The organism is Pseudomonas sp. GG8 (assembly GCF_052976945.1).
In genome coordinates, this window is sequence record NZ_JBRIIP010000001.1 from 335718 (window position 1) to 351382 (window position 15665).

Below are 15665 nucleotides of genomic sequence, written 5' to 3' on the forward strand. Positions count from 1 at the left end.
TTTTCAAGGGTCGTCGCTACAGTGGCGGCCCGTTTTTCTTGCCTTGCTAACGAATATGACCCCCCTAGAACGATATCAAGCTGATCTGAAAAACCCCGACTTCTTCCACGATGCTGCGCAGGAAAACGCTGTGCGCCATTTGCAGCGCCTGTACGACGATCTGGTCGCCGCGCAGCAGAACAAGCCAGGGATGTTCGGCAAACTGTTCGGCAAGAAAGAGCAGGTGCCCGTCAAGGGCGTGTACTTCTGGGGTGGCGTTGGCCGGGGCAAGACGTACCTGGTCGATACCTTCTTCGAAGCCTTGCCGTTCAAGGCAAAGGTTCGCACTCACTTCCACCGCTTCATGAAGCGTGTGCACGAAGAGATGAGGACTCTCAGCGGCGAGAAGAATCCGCTGGTCCTGATTGCCAAGCGTTTTTCCGATGAGGCGCGAGTGATCTGCTTCGATGAATTTTTCGTTTCGGACATCACCGATGCGATGATTCTCGGGACCTTGATGGAAGAGTTGTTCAAAAACGGCGTAACCCTGGTCGCTACGTCGAACATTGTGCCGGACGGTCTGTACAAAGACGGTCTGCAGCGCGCGCGCTTCTTGCCTGCCATCGCCCTGATCAAGCAGCACACTGAAATCGTTAACGTCGACAGCGGTGTGGATTACCGTCTGCGCCATCTGGAGCAAGCCGAGCTGTTCCATTTTCCGCTCGATGCTGCCGCCGAGGAGAGCCTGCGCAAGAGTTTCCGTGCATTGACTCCGGACTGCGCCCAAGCGACCAAGGACGACGTGCTGATGATCGAGAATCGTGAGATTCGCGCGCTGCTGACGTGCGATGACGTGGCCTGGTTCGATTTTCGTGAACTGTGCGACGGCCCGCGCAGCCAGAATGACTACATTGAACTCGGCAAAATCTTTCACGCCGTGTTGATCAGCGGCGTCGAGCAGATGAGTGTGACCACTGACGATATCGCTCGGCGCTTTATCAACATGGTCGACGAGTTCTACGACCGCAACGTCAAGCTGATCATTTCCGCCGAGGTTGAGCTAAAAGACCTGTACACCGGTGGCCGCTTGAACTTCGAGTTCCAGCGCACGCTCAGCCGTCTGCTGGAAATGCAGTCCCATGAGTTCCTGTCGCGGGCACACAAGCCCTAGGCTGGATGCACAGCCTTCGTAGGGTGTGCCCATTCACCTCAAGCCGCTTGCAGAAACTGTTGTCGATACTGGTTCGGTGACAGTTCGGTGTGCTGGCGGAAGAGTCGGGCAAAGAAGCTGGCATCGTCGTAGCCGACTTCGTAGCTGATGGTCTTGATGCTTTTGCGGGTGCCGGAAAGCAGGCCCTTGGCGGTTTCTATGCGCAGCCTTTGCAGGTAATGCAGGGGCTTGTCTCCCGTGGCGGTCTGGAAGCGGCGCATGAAGTTGCGGATGCTCATGCTGTGTTCCCGGGCGACATCTTCGAAGCGAAACTTGTCAGCAAAATGCTCTTCGAGCCATTGCTGTATCTGCAGAATGATCACGTCCTGATGCAGTTTTTGCCCGCCGAAACCCATTCGTCCCGGCGAATAGTTGCGTTGCACCTCGTAAAGAATGTCGCGGGCTACGGCTTGCGCGACATTGGCCCCGCAGAAGCGCTCGATCAGGTAGATGTACAGGTCGCAGGCTGACGTCGTGCCGCCCGCGCAATACACATTGTCCGCATCGGTCAGGTGCTTTTCCTGATTGAGTAGCACCGCAGGGAAGCGCTCGCCAAACTCGCTGAAGAATCGCCAATAAGTGGTCGCCTCCTTGCCATCGAGCAGGCCTGCCTGTGCCAGCCAGAAAACGCCGCTGGCTTCGCCGCACAGTACGGCGCCCTTGGCGTGTTGCTCGCGCAGCCATGGCAGCACTTGAGGGTAGCGCAGGCACAGTGCATCGAAGTCATCCCAGAACGCGGGCAGGATGATCACATCGCTGTGTTCCAGGCCGCCATCCACGGGCAGGATCACATCGCTGAAACTGCGCACAGGAAGCCCGTCTGGGCTGACGATACGGGTTTCGAAAGTCGTTTTGAGGCCCTGGCCCAGCTGTTTGCCGTAGCGCAGGCTGGCGAGATGGAAAAAATCTTTGGCTTGCATCAGGGTTGAAGCGAATACCCCCTCAATGGCCAGGATGCTGACGCGCCGCAGGGGCGCGGAGTGTTGGGTAGACATAATTCTTTTGTTCTTATATGGGAAAGTGGTCAAACAACGGCTGGATCGTCTTATTTTTTGGCGGATGTGTCCAGTGTCCTCGCGCAGGTCATGGGCTTAGGCTCTGCATGCCAATCCGGGCTTACCCACTTTCGCAGGTGCCGCATGATCCCTAGAACCCTGTTCAGCTCCGAGCACGAACTTTTCCGTAGTAGCGTACGTAAATTCCTCGAACAGGAGGCCGTGCCTTTTCATGCTCAATGGGAAAAACAGGGCTACATCGACCGTGCACTTTGGAACAAGGCGGGGGAGCAGGGGATGCTGTGCTCGCACCTGCCCGAGGAATATGGCGGCATGGCGGCTGACTTCCTTTACAGTACCGTGGTGATCGAGGAGGTCGGTCGGTTGGGTTTGACTGGTATTGGTTTCTCTCTGCACTCGGACATCGTTGCGCCGTACATCCTGCATTACGGCAGCGAAGCGTTGAAGCTCAAGTACCTGCCCAAGCTGGTGTCGGGCGAGATGGTGACCGCGATCGCGATGACCGAGCCGGGCGCAGGCTCGGACCTGCAAGGGGTGAAGACCACCGCCGTGCTGGACGGTGACGAGTATGTGATCAACGGTTCGAAAACGTTCATCACCAACGGCTTTCTGGCCGATTTGGTCATTGTGGTGGCGAAGACCGACCCCAAAGCGGGCGCCAAAGGCACCAGTTTGTTCCTGGTTGAAGCCGATGCACCGGGCTTCGCCAAGGGTAAGCGTCTGGAAAAGGTCGGGATGAAGGCGCAAGACACGTCTGAACTGTTTTTCCAAGATGTGCGTGTGCCCAAGGAGAACCTCTTGGGGCAGGCTGGCATGGGGTTCGCGTACTTGATGCAGGAATTGCCGCAGGAGCGCCTCACCGTCGCCATAGGGGCCTTGGCATCGGCTGAGGCGGCCTTGGCGTGGACGTTGGCGTACACCCGGGAGCGTAAGGCGTTCGGCAAGGCGATTGCCGAGTTCCAGAACACTCGCTTCAAGCTCGCCGAAATCGCGACCGAAGTGCAGATCGGTCGCGTGTTCGTTGATCGTTGCCTGGAGCTTCATCTGCAAGGCAAGCTGGACGTGCCGACAGCCGCGATGGCGAAGTATTGGTGCACGGACCTGCAATGCAAGGTGCTCGACGAGTGCGTGCAACTGCATGGTGGCTACGGCTTCATGTGGGAATACCCGATTGCCCGGGCTTGGGCGGATGCTCGGGTGCAGCGGATTTACGCCGGGACCAACGAAATCATGAAAGAGATCATCGCCCGGGCGTTGTAACGCAGGTTGGCGCCGTATTACGGCGCCGGGTTTGGGTGATCCTTGTGAATCGCTTCGATGCCTGCCAGCACTTCATCGGAAAGATTTAGCTCGAAACTGGCGATATTGCTGTCCAGTTGTTCGAGGGAGGTCGCGCCGATGATGTTGCTGGTGACGAACGGTTGGCAAGTGACAAAAGCCAGGGCCATTTGCGCAGGGTCGAGGCCGTGCTCACGCGCCAGAGCGACGTAACGGCTGCAGGCGGCTTCCGATTGCGGATTGAAATAGCGGCTGAAGCGGCTGTAAAGGCTCAGGCGGCCTTTGGGCGGTCGTGCGCCGTTTTCGTACTTTCCTGACAGTATGCCGAAGGCCAGTGGCGAGTAAGCCAGCAGGCCGCATTGCTCGCGAATGGCGATTTCTGCAAGGCCGACCTCGAACGTCCGATTGAGCAGGTTGTAAGGGTTCTGGATCGACACTGCACGCGGCCAGCCGCGGCTTTGCGCCAACTCCAGAAATTTCATTGTGCCCCACGGCGTTTCGTTGGACAGGCCGATGTGCCGGATTTTGCCAGCCTTGACCTGCGCGTCGAGTGCTTCGAGGGTGTCTTCGAGGGGCGTGAACTCGCCTTCTTTGTGCGTGTAGCCCAGTTGGCCGAAGAAGTTGGTGCTGCGTTCGGGCCAATGCAGCTGGTACAAGTCGATGTAGTCAGTCTGCAGGCGCTTGAGGCTGGCATCCACGGCGGCAACGATGTGCTCGCGATTGTGTTTGAGGTTGCCGTCACGGATGTAATCAATGGTGTTGCCAGGCCCGGCGATCTTGCTGGCCAGAATCCAGTCGGCGCGATCACCTCGGGTTTTGAAGTAATTACCGATGAACCGCTCAGTGGTGGCGTAGGTGTCGGCTTTGGGGGGTACAGGGTACATTTCCGCCGTATCAATGAAGTTGATCCCGGCAGCCTTGGCTCTTTCGATCTGTGCAAAGGCCTCTGTTTCGCTGTTCTGCTCGCCCCAGGTCATGGTGCCCAGACACAGGGCGCTGACATTCAGGTCGGTCCGGCCGAGTCGGCGGTAATCCATATTTTTCTCCTTAAATTGAGGGGAATCATAAAAGCAGGTTGAAATTTTTTTCGCAATCGGCATAATTCCGCAGCTCTTTGCAGTGGAAGTGATGCGCCGTCTGCCGAAGAATCTTGCCGTATTACGGACGCGCCGACCCGAGCCCCCGACAGCGTCTGTTTCCGGCTGCCTTTGACCTTGTCAAAGTACGCACTATTCAGTAAGATCCGCCGTCTAATTTATCAGGGCGGCCCCTGAGGCTATTAAAGAATGAAGACTTTTACTGCTAAACCGGAAACAGTTAAGCGCGACTGGTTCGTCGTCGACGCTGCTGGTCAGACCCTGGGTCGTCTGGCGACCGAGATCGCGAGCCGTCTGCGTGGCAAGCACAAACCGGAATACACTCCGCACGTCGATACTGGCGATTACATCGTCGTTATCAACGCTGAGCAAATCCGCGTTACCGGTGCTAAAGCCACCGACAAGATCTACTACTCACACTCCGGTTTTCCGGGCGGGATCAAGTCGATCAACTTTGAAAAGCTGATTGCCAAAGCTCCTGAGCGCGTGATCGAGACCGCGGTTAAAGGCATGCTGCCTAAAAACCCGCTGGGTCGCGACATGTATCGTAAGCTGAAAGTCTATGCGGGCACTGCACACCCTCATACTGCTCAGCAGCCCCAAGAACTGAAGTTTTAACGGAATAGTTCATTATGTCGGCGACTCAAAATTACGGCACTGGCCGTCGCAAGACCGCAACCGCTCGCGTTTTCCTGCGTCCTGGTACCGGTAACATCTCCATCAACAACCGTACCCTCGATGGGTTCTTCGGTCGCGAAACTGCCCGTATGGTAGTTCGTCAGCCGTTGGAACTGACCGAGATGACCGAGAAGTTCGACATCTACGTCACTGTTATCGGTGGCGGTGTAAGTGGTCAAGCTGGCGCAATCCGCCACGGTATCACTCGCGCTCTGATGCAGTACGACGAAACCCTGCGCGGCGCTCTGCGCAAAGCAGGCTTCGTGACTCGCGATGCTCGTGAAGTTGAACGTAAGAAAGTTGGCCTGCGTAAAGCGCGTAAGCGTCCGCAGTACTCGAAGCGTTAATTCGCTGCTTCGTTCAAAAGCGCCCAGTTTCCTTTCGGAGCTGGGCGTTTTTTATGGGCGTTCATTTTAGGTGTGACAACTTGCCACATCAGCGGGCGCCGCGTGTTATAAGGCTTCAAGCCGTTTCAGGATGGTAATTACCTTGTCAACTAAGGGGCTTTTCATTACCATTCGGCAAAATTTTTACACAGTTCAGATTTTTACTTAGTAGATGCCTGGTTTAACAGGTCACAGAGCTGATGGGAGAGGAACGGAATGAGCAATGACGGCGTGAATGCAGGCCGGCGTCGCTTCCTTGTAGCAGCCACGTCCGTCGTGGGTGCTGCAGGAGCGGTGGGGGCTGCGGTCCCGTTCGTGGGGTCATGGTTTCCCAGTGCCAAGGCGAAAGCCGCAGGTGCACCGGTAAAGGTGAATGTCAGCAAGATCGAAGCCGGTCAGCAGATGATTGCTGAGTGGCGAGGTCAGCCGGTGTTCATCGTTCGTCGTACCGAAGAAATATTGGGAAATCTGAAGAAGATCGAAGGGCAACTTTCCGATCCGAACTCCAAGAACTCAATACAACCGACCTACGTCGACCCGGAGACACGTTCGATCAAGCCAGAGATTCTTCTGTTGGTCGGAATTTGTACCCACTTAGGCTGTTCTCCGACGTTTCGTCCTGAAGTCGCACCCGTTGATCTGGGTAAAGACTGGGTGGGCGGATACTTCTGTCCATGCCACGGCTCTCACTACGATCTGGCCGGACGCGTCTACAAATCGCAACCAGCCCCTTTGAATTTGCCAGTGCCGCCGCATTCCTATGAGTCGGACAATGTTATTGTCATTGGCGTCGATCCGGAGAAAGCGTGATGAGCAAGTTCATGGACTGGGTTGATGCGCGCTTTCCCGCCACAAAAATGTGGGAAGACCATCTCAGCAAATATTACGCACCAAAAAACTTTAACTTCTTCTACTTCTTCGGCTCGCTGGCTTTGCTGGTGCTGGTCAATCAGATCGTTACAGGTGTCTGGCTGACCATGAGTTACACGCCGTCGGCTGAAGAGGCGTTTGCTTCCGTCGAATACATCATGCGTGACGTGGAATATGGCTCGATCCTGCGCCTCCTCCACTCCACCGGGGCCTCTGCCTTCTTTATCGTGGTTTATCTGCATATGTTCCGTGGCTTGCTCTACGGTTCCTACCAGAAGCCGCGCGAGTTGGTGTGGGTCTTCGGGATGCTGATCTACCTGGCGCTGATGGCTGAAGCCTTCATGGGTTATCTGCTGCCTTGGGGCCAGATGTCCTACTGGGGCGCCCAGGTGATCATCTCGCTGTTCGGTGCGATTCCGGTGATTGGCGGCGACCTGACGCAGTGGATTCGTGGTGACTACCTGATTTCCGGGATTACCCTGAACCGCTTCTTCGCCCTTCATGTGGTCGCTTTGCCGATCGTCATTCTGGGTCTGGTGGTGTTGCACGTTCTGGCGCTGCATGAAGTCGGTTCGAACAACCCTGATGGCGTCGACATCAAGAAACACAAAGACGAAAACGGTATACCGCTGGACGGCATTGCCTTCCACCCGTACTACACCGTGAAAGATATCGTCGGCGTGGTGGTGTTCCTGTTCATCTTCTGCTCGATCGTGTTCTTCTTCCCGGAAATGGGTGGTTACTTCCTCGAGAAGCCTAACTTCGAAGTGGCGAACGCCTTCAAGACCCCATTGCACATTGCTCCTGTTTGGTACTTCACGCCGTTCTACGCGATCCTGCGTGCGATTCCGGACAAACTCATGGGCGTTATCGCCATGGGTGCTGCGATTGCCGTACTGTTCGTGTTGCCATGGCTCGACCGTAGTCCGGTCAAGTCCATGCGCTACAAAGGCTGGCTGAGCAAGGGCTGGTTGGTAGTGTTCTGCATAGCCTTCGTGATTCTGGGTGTGTTGGGTGTTCTGCCACCAACCCCTGAGCGCACGATCCTGTCGCAGGTCTGTACATTCCTGTACTTCGCCTACTTCATTCTGATGCCGTTCTATACCCGGCTCGAGAAGACCAAACCGGTTCCAGAAAGGGTGACTGGCTGATGAAAAAGCTATTTGCTGTATTGATGTTTGCGCTTCTGCCTACCCTGTCCTTTGCAAACGCAGAGGGCCCTGAGTTGGAGAAGGTCGATATCGACGTGTCTGACAAGGCCGCGATGCAGGATGGGGCGCGTACCTTCGCCAACTACTGCATGGGTTGTCACAGTGCCAAGTTTCAGCGCTATGAACGCGTTGCGGACGATTTGGGCATCCCTCACGATCTGATGCAGGAAAAACTGATATTCACCGGCGCCAAAATTGGCGACCACATGAGTATCGGCATGCAGCCTTCTGATGCGAAAGCCTGGTTCGGCGCGGCACCGCCCGATCTGACCCTGGTGGCTCGTGTGCGTGGTACTGACTGGCTCTACAGCTACCTGCGCTCGTTCTACGAAGATCCGACACGTCCTTGGGGCGTGAACAACGTGATTTTCCCGAACGTCGGCATGCCAAACGTTCTGGCAGGCCTGCAAGGTCGTCAGGTGATTGGTTGCAAGCAAGTGCAGGTGGTTGAGGACGGCAAGAAGCAATATGATCCATTGACCGGTACTCCGCTGACTCATGAAGCGTGCGATCAACTGACCGTGTTGCCGAAAACCGGTGCGCTGACCGAAGAGCAGTTCGATGAGAAGGTCAAGAATATCGTGACCTTCCTGGCCTACTCGGCGAACCCGGTGAAGCTGGAGCATCAGCGCATCGGTACGTATGTGTTGCTCTACCTGGCGTTCTTCTTCGTATTCGCTTACCTGCTGAAGCGCGAATACTGGAAAGATGTCCATTGATCAAGTTGTAATCCCTGCTGTTAACGATGCGCGCCCTAGGGCGTCTCTTTAAAGATAACGAGCGTGGGGCAGGTAGGGCGAGGGCGGTCGGGTTGGGTCATTCATGTTCGATGGATGAGCCGCCGGGCTGCTTTCAACGGCCACCTGTTTCTGCGCAGTCGATATCGGAGGCGCCCTTTGGGCGCGCTCGTTTTTCTGCTTCTGAAAACTTTAACAAGCGAGGAGGACCGCCATGGGCGTGACCAATCGGTTGGCCTGTTACTCCGACCCCGCCGACCACTATTCCCACCGCGTGCGCATTGTGCTCGCAGAGAAAGGTGTCAGCGCTGAGATCATTGATGTAGTGGCGGGTCGTCATCCGCCGAAGCTGATCGAGGTGAACCCGTACGGCAGCGTGCCAACACTGGTCGATCGTGACCTGGCGCTGTACGAGTCGACAGTGATAATGGAATATCTGGATGAGCGTTACCCGCATCCACCTCTGCTGCCGGTCTATCCGGTCGCGCGTGCCAATAGCCGTCTGCTGATTCATCGTATTCAGCGTGATTGGTGTGGTCTGGTGGATTTGATTCTGGATTCGCGCAGCAAAGAGCCCGCGCGTGTTCAGGCGCGTAAAGAGCTGCGTGAAAGCCTTACTGGCGTTTCTCCGCTGTTCGCGGATAAACCTTTTTTCCTCAGTGAAGATCAAAGTTTGGTCGACTGTTGTCTATTGCCCATACTCTGGCGTCTCCCGATCCTGGGTATAGAATTGCCGCGGCCAGCCAAGCCGCTGCTTGATTACATGGAGCGCCAATTTGCGCGTGAAGCTTTCCAGACAAGTCTGTCCGGTGCTGAACGCGATATGCGCTAAGGCTTAAGGAGCCGTTAATGAACTCCAGTCGCCCTTATTTGATTCGCGCTTTGTATGAGTGGATCGTCGATAACGATAGCACCCCGCATATGCTGGTCAATGCGGAGTACCCGTCGGTGCAGGTCCCTCAGGGCTTCGCCAATGACGGCCAGATTGTTTTGAATGTATCGCCCAGTGCCGTGCGTCATCTGCACATGGATAACGATGCCGTCAGCTTTGAAGGCCGCTTCGGTGGCGTGCCGCACACGTTGTACGTCCCTGTAGCTGCGATTCTGGGCATTTATGCCCGGGAGAATGGCCAGGGTATGGTTTTTGATCTGGAGCCTCCGCTGGAGGATGACGACGTGATCGAGCCGGATGATGACAGTCCGCCACCAGGTAGCGAACCACCGCGACCTACCGGCAGGCCCAGTCTGAAAGTGGTCAAGTGATCTGAAGCAAACGAGTCAAAAAAAAGGCGATCCCCAGGGATCGCCTTTTTTGATTCGCGGTTTTGCTGTTAAGGCAAAACGGGTGTGTTGCCGTTAATCAATATACTCAAACAGTTTGACGATTTTTTGTACGCCGGACACGTTCTGCACCAGGTTGGTTGCGCGGGTGGCTTCCTGTTGAGTCACCAGACCCAGCAGGTAGACGATGCCATTTTCGGTCACGACTTTGATGCGCGAGCCCGGAATGGTGTTGTCAGTCAGCATCTGCGTCTTGATCTTGGTAGTCAGCCAGGCATCGTTGTTGCGAGCGAGGATCGAGGAGGGCGGCATGACTTGAAGTTCGTTATTGACCTTCTTGACGCGCTGTACAGAGCTTGCGGCTTGCTCTGCAAGGGCTTTCAGATCGGCACGTGGTGTCTGGCCAGCGAGCAATACGATGCCGTTAAAGCTGGTGACGATGATGTGTGAGCCTTCATCGAGATCGGGGTTGGCCTTGGCAACGTTGACCGCGACCTTGGTTTCGATCAGGGAGTCATCAATCTTGCTGCCGAAAGTCCGGGTGCCGCGATCATCCTCTATGGGTTTGTCGCGGGTTGCGGTCAGGACCGAGCTGCATCCGCTGATGCTGAGGCACAGTGTCAAAGCCAGTAGGCTAAGGCGATTAGGGGTCATTCTTCACTCCCGAACAGTTGGCTGTCGATCAAATCGCATAGGCAATGGATCGTCAGCAGGTGGACTTCTTGAATCCGTGCGGTGACTTTGGCCGGGACACGTATCTCCACGTCCTCTGGCAGCAGCAACGAGGCCATGTCGCCACCGTCGCGACCCGTCAATGCTACGACAATCATTTCGCGATCATGTGCGGCCTGGATGGCTTGAATAATGTTCGCCGAGTTGCCGCTGGTGGAAATCGCCAGCAGGACATCGCCCGGTTGACCCAGCGCACGGATCTGTTTGGAGAAAATTTCGTTATAGCTGTAGTCGTTGGCGATGGACGTGATCGTCGAGCTGTCGGTGGTCAGCGCAATCGCGGGCAGGCTTGGGCGTTCACGCTCGAAGCGATTGAGCAGCTCCGAGGAGAAGTGCTGTGCGTCGCCGGCCGAGCCACCATTGCCACAGGAAAGCATTTTGCCCTCGTTGAGCAGGGCATTCACCATGACCTGGCTGGCTTGCTCAATGTAGGGGGCAAGAACTTCCATCGCCTGCTGCTTGGTGTCGATGCTGGCCTGGAAAAGCTGGCGAACTCGGGATTGCATGTCCATCGGGTGACCTTAAGTAGGGCGGCTGCTCCAGGCACAAGAAAGTGCAGCCTGCAAAGCAAAGAGCGAAATCGGTGTGTGGACTTTCTATACATCAGGGCTTTAAAGCGCGCCGTCCAGGGTTGGCCAGTCGGGCGCTATGAATCAGCTATCAAATGCGTTCTTCACCCAGTCCAGCGGAGGCGCGCTGCCGGGGTCGCCATTAATGGCCACCACATCGAAACGGCATGGGGAATCTGCCCAGCGCGACTCTTTCTGGAGAAAAAACTGTGCGGCAAGTATGAGCTTTGCACGCTTGCGGGTATCCACGCTTTCCAGCGCTCCGCCCCAGCCTGCGTGACGTCGATAGCGAACCTCGACGAATACTACTGTATCGCCGTCGAGCATGACCAGATCGAGCTCGCCTCGTTTGCATAACCAGTTCTGCGTGATCAGGCGCAGGCCCTGTTGTTGCAAATGTTTCAGGGCGTAGGCTTCAGCCTCGCGCCCTGCTTGTTGCTGAGGGGTGCTCGGCATTAACGCGGAGTGTCCGGCAGATGCTGAACCTTGCCGCCGACAAACTGGGCCCATGGCAGTTGACGCTCGACACGTTGACCCGAACCCATGCTCAGGCTGCCGGTCAGGCCGTCGATGCGGCTGTCTGGCAGGGTTTTGAGCTGTGCCAGGCGCGGTGCCAGACGATAAGCGTCGATCCCCATGGCGTACAGGCGGCCAAGGCTGCCTGCCGCTTGTGGCCATTGCACGGTCACTTGCTGGCGCAGTGGGTCGTTGGCGTTGAGCAGCCACGGCGTTTCACAGAAGCGAATGCCTTCCAGATCCAGATACTGTGCTTGGTCGCCGCTGTTGGTGAACAGGTGTGAAGTTGCGTATACCGGAACATCGCCTGCGTACTGGAATACCAACGTTGGCTTGATCTGCTGCGCTTGCTGGGGTGTTGCCGCAAGGAAGATGAAATCAATGTCCTGGCGACGTGTCGGTTGTGCCGCTACTTGCGTGCCGACGGTGCTTTGCAGGCTCTTGGCGCGGGCTTCGCTGTTCCGGAGCTGGAACATATCAGCGATTTGCTGGGCCAGGGCGACAGGCTGGTCGACGTGTTCAGCAACGATAAACGTGCCGCCGGCCGCTTGCCAGCTTTGGCGGAAGGCATCCAGGACGCGATCGCCCCATTCGCCTTTAGGGACCATGGCTGCGGCGCTGCGCTTGCCGTCGGCCCAGGCGCGACGTGCGACTTCGCGGGCTTCGTCTTCAGCGGCAAGGCCGAACTGGAACAGTTGTGGAGGTCCATCCCGGCCTGCGTCGCTGTAGTTCAGCGCCAGTGTGGTGATAGGCAATTGCGGGCGGCTGTTCAGTTGTTTGACTAGCGGCTTTTCCAGCGGACCGATGACCAGCTGCACACCCGATGCTTTGGCTTGGCGGTAGAAGTCATCGAGAGAGGTCAGGTGCGAACTGTCAAACACTTCAATGGCTGGCGGCTTTTGGCCCGCCTGCTGCGCCTGGTAGTGGGCAGCCATAAAGCCTTCGCGCAATGCACGGGCAACAGATGCGAGCGGGCCATCTTGCGGCAGCAGCAGGGCGATTTTGGTCAGCGGTTCACTGGTCAGCGCTTTGAGCTGGGCCAGTGGGGCCGGCAGTTGCAGGGCAGCTGGGTGCTGTGGGTTTTGCGCTTTCCAGGTATCGATGGCCGCCTGTTGTTGCTCCAGGGTGCCACCGCCTTTGACTGCGCGGGCCAGGCTCAGCCATCCACTCAGGTCATTGTTGCTGGTGCTTTGCAGTTGCTCGGTGGGCAAGGCAGCAACCAGTGTCCAGATCGCTTCATGGTTAGCGCTGGCTTCAGGGCCCTTGAGCAATGGCGCGATAAATACCCGCTCGCTGGCGGCAGGCATTATCTGCCCGTCGGCTTCCAGTGCGCGTGCCTGGACCAGTCCTGTACGGATCTGCTGCTCGACTGGCAGTTCGCCCAGTCGTTGCAAACTTGGGTGGCTCAGGGCTGTCAACGCGGCCTTGGGCTGGTTTCGGCCCAGCGCTAGTTCAGCCGATAGTGTGCTGGCATACACTTGTTGCGCGGGCTTGAGCTGATCAAGAGGCACCTGCTCGAGAATGCGCGCGGCACGCCCCGGGTCACGTTGTCGATTGGCCTGATCGGCTGCACTGAGTCTCAGTAGTGCAGCTTTATCGGGCGACTTGGCGGCAGCGGCTTGTTCGAGCAATTGCTCGATGCTGGCGTCAGGAGTGCGTGGGAGCTCGCCAAGACTTGACGAGGGCGAGCTGGCGCAAGCTGCCAACAGGGCAGCAAGAAAGAGGGCAGAGAACAGCCGCAGGCAAGCGATCATGTAAGTGTTCCTGATACTCGAGCAAATTAGCGGGGAATTGTACCCAAGCACTGGCCGGGGCGCGATGTTAGTGGCGTTAAAGCGGTCATATTGGTCGTTGGGCCGGGAAATAAGGATGAATTCAGCCTTTTTTCATGCTGTTCATCCTCTATTGCAGCGAAAGCAAACGCTTTTTTCATTCTTTTTTAAGTGCTGACCTTGACCGGCTACCCATTGGTTCATGCCGTAATCTGTACAATGCGTTTTTTTGTTAACTCAAGAGGTGTGCGCTTTGACTGCTCCAGGTGCTTTGAATTCCGCTGCTGGCTCGCTTTATGTCGTGGCCACGCCTATCGGTAACCTGGATGACATGAGCGTGCGCGCATTAAAAGTGTTGCGCGAGGTTGCGCTAATTGCCGCTGAAGATACTCGCCACTCGTTACGGTTGATGCAGCATTTCGGTATTTCTACGCCCTTGGCTGCCTGTCACGAGCACAACGAGCGTGAGGAGGGGAGTCGATTCATTACACGGCTGCTCGCGGGCGATGACATCGCACTGATCTCCGATGCAGGGACGCCGCTTATCTCTGATCCGGGTTATCACCTGGTCCGACAGGCGCGTGCCGCCGGCATCGCGGTGGTCCCGGTGCCGGGTGCCTGTGCGCTGATCGCCGCCTTGTCAGCGGCTGGCTTGCCCTCGGACCGGTTTATTTTCGAAGGTTTCTTGCCCGCTAAGGCGGTAGGGCGACGGGCGCGACTTGAGTTGTTGAAAGAAGAGCCGCGCACGTTGATCTTTTATGAAGCGCCACACCGCATCCTCGAGTGCCTGCAAGACCTGGAATTGGTGTTCGGCCCTGAGCGTCCAGCATTGTTGGCGCGCGAGCTGACTAAAACCTTCGAAACCCTCAAAGGTCTGCCCTTGGCAGAGCTTCGTGCGTTCGTCGAAGGTGACAGTAATCAGCAGCGCGGCGAATGCGTGGTGCTGGTCGCGGGCTGGACGTTGCCTGAAGACGAGGATGTCATCGGCACCGAAGCTCGGCGTATTCTGGATTTACTGCTGGAAGAAATGCCTCTCAAGCGCGCGGCGGCATTGGCGGCGGAGATCACGGGTGTGCGCAAGAATTTGCTTTATCAGGTAGCGCTGGAGAAACAGAAAGATGGATAAAAGATCCTTCTCGGCCTAACAGTCAAAACGCGCGGGGCTTATTAAAGCTTGTTCTTGAGCGTCCGTGCCGCTAACCTTGGCGGCGGAGAGTCGATTGGACAGTCGCTGCCTTCTATTGTTCCGCAATAGGGGGGGGAGGAAAGTCCGGGCTCCATAGGGCAGAGTGCCAGGTAACGCCTGGGAGGCGCGAGCCTACGGAAAGTGCCACAGAAAATAACCGCCTAAGCACTTCGGTGCCGGTAAGGGTGAAAAGGTGCGGTAAGAGCGCACCGCACGTCTGGCAACAGTTCGTGGCAAGGTAAACCCCACTCGGAGCAAGACCAAATAGGGTTCCAAGGCGTGGCCCGCGCTGGAACCGGGTAGGTTGCTAAAGGCGTCCAGTGATGGCCGTCGTAGAGGAATGACTGTCCTCGACAGAACCCGGCTTACAGATCGACTCTCCACCTTTTCCCTCTCTCTGCTTTTTCGTAGCAGAAGCGCTTTTGTAATATCAAAAAAATCTTACTCTTGATAAATCACTTTAACTTCGAGCTGCAGTGCTCTGAGTCAATTCAGGTTTATTCGTCAAAACAATTGAGAAATTGTTCCTTCACCTGTTTTTACCCTCCTAAATCTCCGATCTGTAAGGGTTTTCCTTAGGGCCGCGCCTTGACGGTGTGGTGGGCGCATTCCTATAGTGTGCGCAAGTGGCGAAAAGTGGCATGAAGTGGGTTTTTTCGGCGTAAAAAGTTAATATTTGGAGATCGCGGCTGTGTTTCGTGGTGCTAATGCAATCAATCTCGATGCAAAGGGCCGTCTCGCTATGCCGAGCCGGTACCGCGACGAGCTGGATTCGCGTAGTGCCGGGCAGTTGATCGTGACAATTGATGCTGCCAGTCCCTGCTTATGTTTGTACCCATTATCCGAATGGGAATTGATTGAAGCCAAATTGCGTGATTTGCCCACATTTCGTGAAGAGAACCGTCGCTTGCAACGATTATTGATCGGGAATGCGGTTGATTTGGAGCTCGATGGTAGCGGCCGTTTTCTGGTCCCGCCGCGCCTTCGCGATTATGCCAAGTTAGATAAGCGCGTGATGTTAGTTGGCCAGCTTAATAAGTTTCAACTGTGGGACGAGGACGCCTGGAACGCTCTTGCTGAAGCGGATCTGGCGGCCATTCAACAACCGGGCGCTATGCCTGATGAACTGCGTGATTTGATCCTGTGA

General features: G+C 56.3%; 17 protein-coding genes and 1 other RNA gene. 12 read left to right on the forward strand and 6 right to left on the reverse strand.

The window, feature by feature from the left end; genetic code table 11:
• Window positions 1-55: 55 nt before the first annotated feature.
• Window positions 56-1150 (forward strand): cell division protein ZapE, encoded by a 1095-nt coding sequence (gene zapE / locus ACVBEG_RS01695; RefSeq protein ID WP_219062277.1) that lies wholly within the window; start codon window positions 56-58, stop codon window positions 1148-1150.
• 38 nt (window positions 1151-1188) lie between these two features.
• Here the strand turns inward: zapE and ACVBEG_RS01700 are convergent, their stop codons facing one another.
• A complete protein-coding gene (locus ACVBEG_RS01700) occupies window positions 1189-2109 on the reverse strand; it encodes a GlxA family transcriptional regulator (protein ID WP_322182858.1) in 921 nt (306 codons plus the stop codon).
• Between the two features lie 219 nt (window positions 2110-2328).
• Between ACVBEG_RS01700 and ACVBEG_RS01705 the strand changes: the two genes are divergently transcribed.
• A complete protein-coding gene (locus ACVBEG_RS01705; RefSeq protein ID WP_322217960.1) occupies window positions 2329-3465 on the forward strand; it encodes an acyl-CoA dehydrogenase family protein in 1137 nt (378 codons plus the stop codon).
• Between the two features lie 17 nt (window positions 3466-3482).
• Here ACVBEG_RS01705 and ACVBEG_RS01710 read toward each other — a convergent pair whose 3' ends face one another.
• Window positions 3483-4520: an NADP(H)-dependent aldo-keto reductase gene (locus tag ACVBEG_RS01710; protein ID WP_330201040.1), complete on the reverse strand. Its 1038-nt coding sequence runs from the start codon at window positions 4518-4520 to the stop codon at window positions 3483-3485.
• A gap of 249 nt (window positions 4521-4769) precedes the next feature.
• Here ACVBEG_RS01710 and rplM point away from each other — a divergent pair, with 249 nt between their 5' ends.
• From rplM to ACVBEG_RS01745, 7 genes are all read left to right on the forward strand, one after another.
• Window positions 4770-5198, forward strand: coding sequence for a 50S ribosomal protein L13 (rplM, locus tag ACVBEG_RS01715; RefSeq protein ID WP_322181840.1), 429 nt, complete (start codon window positions 4770-4772; stop codon window positions 5196-5198).
• Window positions 5199-5212: 14 nt separating this feature from the next.
• Complete coding sequence (gene rpsI, locus ACVBEG_RS01720; protein ID WP_219062273.1) at window positions 5213-5605, forward strand: 30S ribosomal protein S9; 393 nt, start codon at window positions 5213-5215, stop codon at window positions 5603-5605.
• Between the two features lie 255 nt (window positions 5606-5860).
• A complete protein-coding gene (petA, locus tag ACVBEG_RS01725; protein ID WP_219062272.1) occupies window positions 5861-6454 on the forward strand; it encodes a ubiquinol-cytochrome c reductase iron-sulfur subunit in 594 nt (197 codons plus the stop codon).
• Window positions 6454-7665 (forward strand): cytochrome b, encoded by a 1212-nt coding sequence (locus tag ACVBEG_RS01730; protein ID WP_322181836.1) that lies wholly within the window; start codon window positions 6454-6456, stop codon window positions 7663-7665. Before petA ends, ACVBEG_RS01730 begins: the two co-directional genes overlap by 1 nt.
• Entirely contained in the window at window positions 7665-8444 is a 780-nt protein-coding gene (locus ACVBEG_RS01735) for a cytochrome c1 (protein WP_322181834.1), read from the forward strand. The genes ACVBEG_RS01730 and ACVBEG_RS01735 overlap by 1 nt, the downstream gene beginning before the upstream one ends.
• A 232-nt stretch (window positions 8445-8676) precedes the next feature.
• On the forward strand, window positions 8677-9294 hold the full coding sequence (locus ACVBEG_RS01740; RefSeq protein WP_219062269.1) for a glutathione S-transferase N-terminal domain-containing protein: 618 nt from the start codon (window positions 8677-8679) through the stop codon (window positions 9292-9294).
• A 17-nt stretch (window positions 9295-9311) separates the two neighbouring features.
• Window positions 9312-9725: a ClpXP protease specificity-enhancing factor gene (locus ACVBEG_RS01745; RefSeq protein WP_322181832.1), complete on the forward strand. Its 414-nt coding sequence runs from the start codon at window positions 9312-9314 to the stop codon at window positions 9723-9725.
• A 93-nt stretch (window positions 9726-9818) separates the two neighbouring features.
• Here the strand turns inward: ACVBEG_RS01745 and ACVBEG_RS01750 are convergent, their stop codons facing one another.
• The 4 genes from ACVBEG_RS01750 to ACVBEG_RS01765 all read right to left on the reverse strand — a co-directional run bounded on the left by ACVBEG_RS01750 (window position 9819) and on the right by ACVBEG_RS01765 (window position 13314).
• Window positions 9819-10397, reverse strand: a complete 579-nt coding sequence (locus ACVBEG_RS01750; RefSeq protein WP_322181831.1) for a BON domain-containing protein — start codon at window positions 10395-10397, stop codon at window positions 9819-9821.
• Window positions 10394-10987: a phosphoheptose isomerase gene (locus ACVBEG_RS01755; protein WP_219062266.1), complete on the reverse strand. Its 594-nt coding sequence runs from the start codon at window positions 10985-10987 to the stop codon at window positions 10394-10396. The genes ACVBEG_RS01750 and ACVBEG_RS01755 overlap by 4 nt, the downstream gene beginning before the upstream one ends.
• 141 nt (window positions 10988-11128) lie before the next feature.
• A complete protein-coding gene (locus ACVBEG_RS01760) occupies window positions 11129-11500 on the reverse strand; it encodes a YraN family protein (RefSeq protein ID WP_322181829.1) in 372 nt (123 codons plus the stop codon).
• Complete coding sequence (locus ACVBEG_RS01765; protein ID WP_322217955.1) at window positions 11500-13314, reverse strand: penicillin-binding protein activator; 1815 nt, start codon at window positions 13312-13314, stop codon at window positions 11500-11502. The genes ACVBEG_RS01760 and ACVBEG_RS01765 overlap by 1 nt, the downstream gene beginning before the upstream one ends.
• 289 nt (window positions 13315-13603) lie before the next feature.
• On the opposite strand from ACVBEG_RS01765, the gene rsmI reads away from it, so the two are divergent.
• The 3 genes from rsmI (at window position 13604) to mraZ (ending at window position 15665) form a co-directional block, all read left to right on the forward strand.
• The gene (gene rsmI / locus ACVBEG_RS01770; protein WP_322278452.1) at window positions 13604-14458 is read left to right on the forward strand and encodes a 16S rRNA (cytidine(1402)-2'-O)-methyltransferase; all 855 of its coding nucleotides are present in this window, start codon (window positions 13604-13606) and stop codon (window positions 14456-14458) included.
• Between the two features lie 86 nt (window positions 14459-14544).
• Window positions 14545-14902: RNase P RNA component class A (gene rnpB / locus ACVBEG_RS01775), an RNA gene on the forward strand.
• 307 nt (window positions 14903-15209) lie between these two features.
• The gene (gene mraZ, locus ACVBEG_RS01780) at window positions 15210-15665 is read left to right on the forward strand and encodes a division/cell wall cluster transcriptional repressor MraZ (protein ID WP_322181825.1); all 456 of its coding nucleotides are present in this window, start codon (window positions 15210-15212) and stop codon (window positions 15663-15665) included.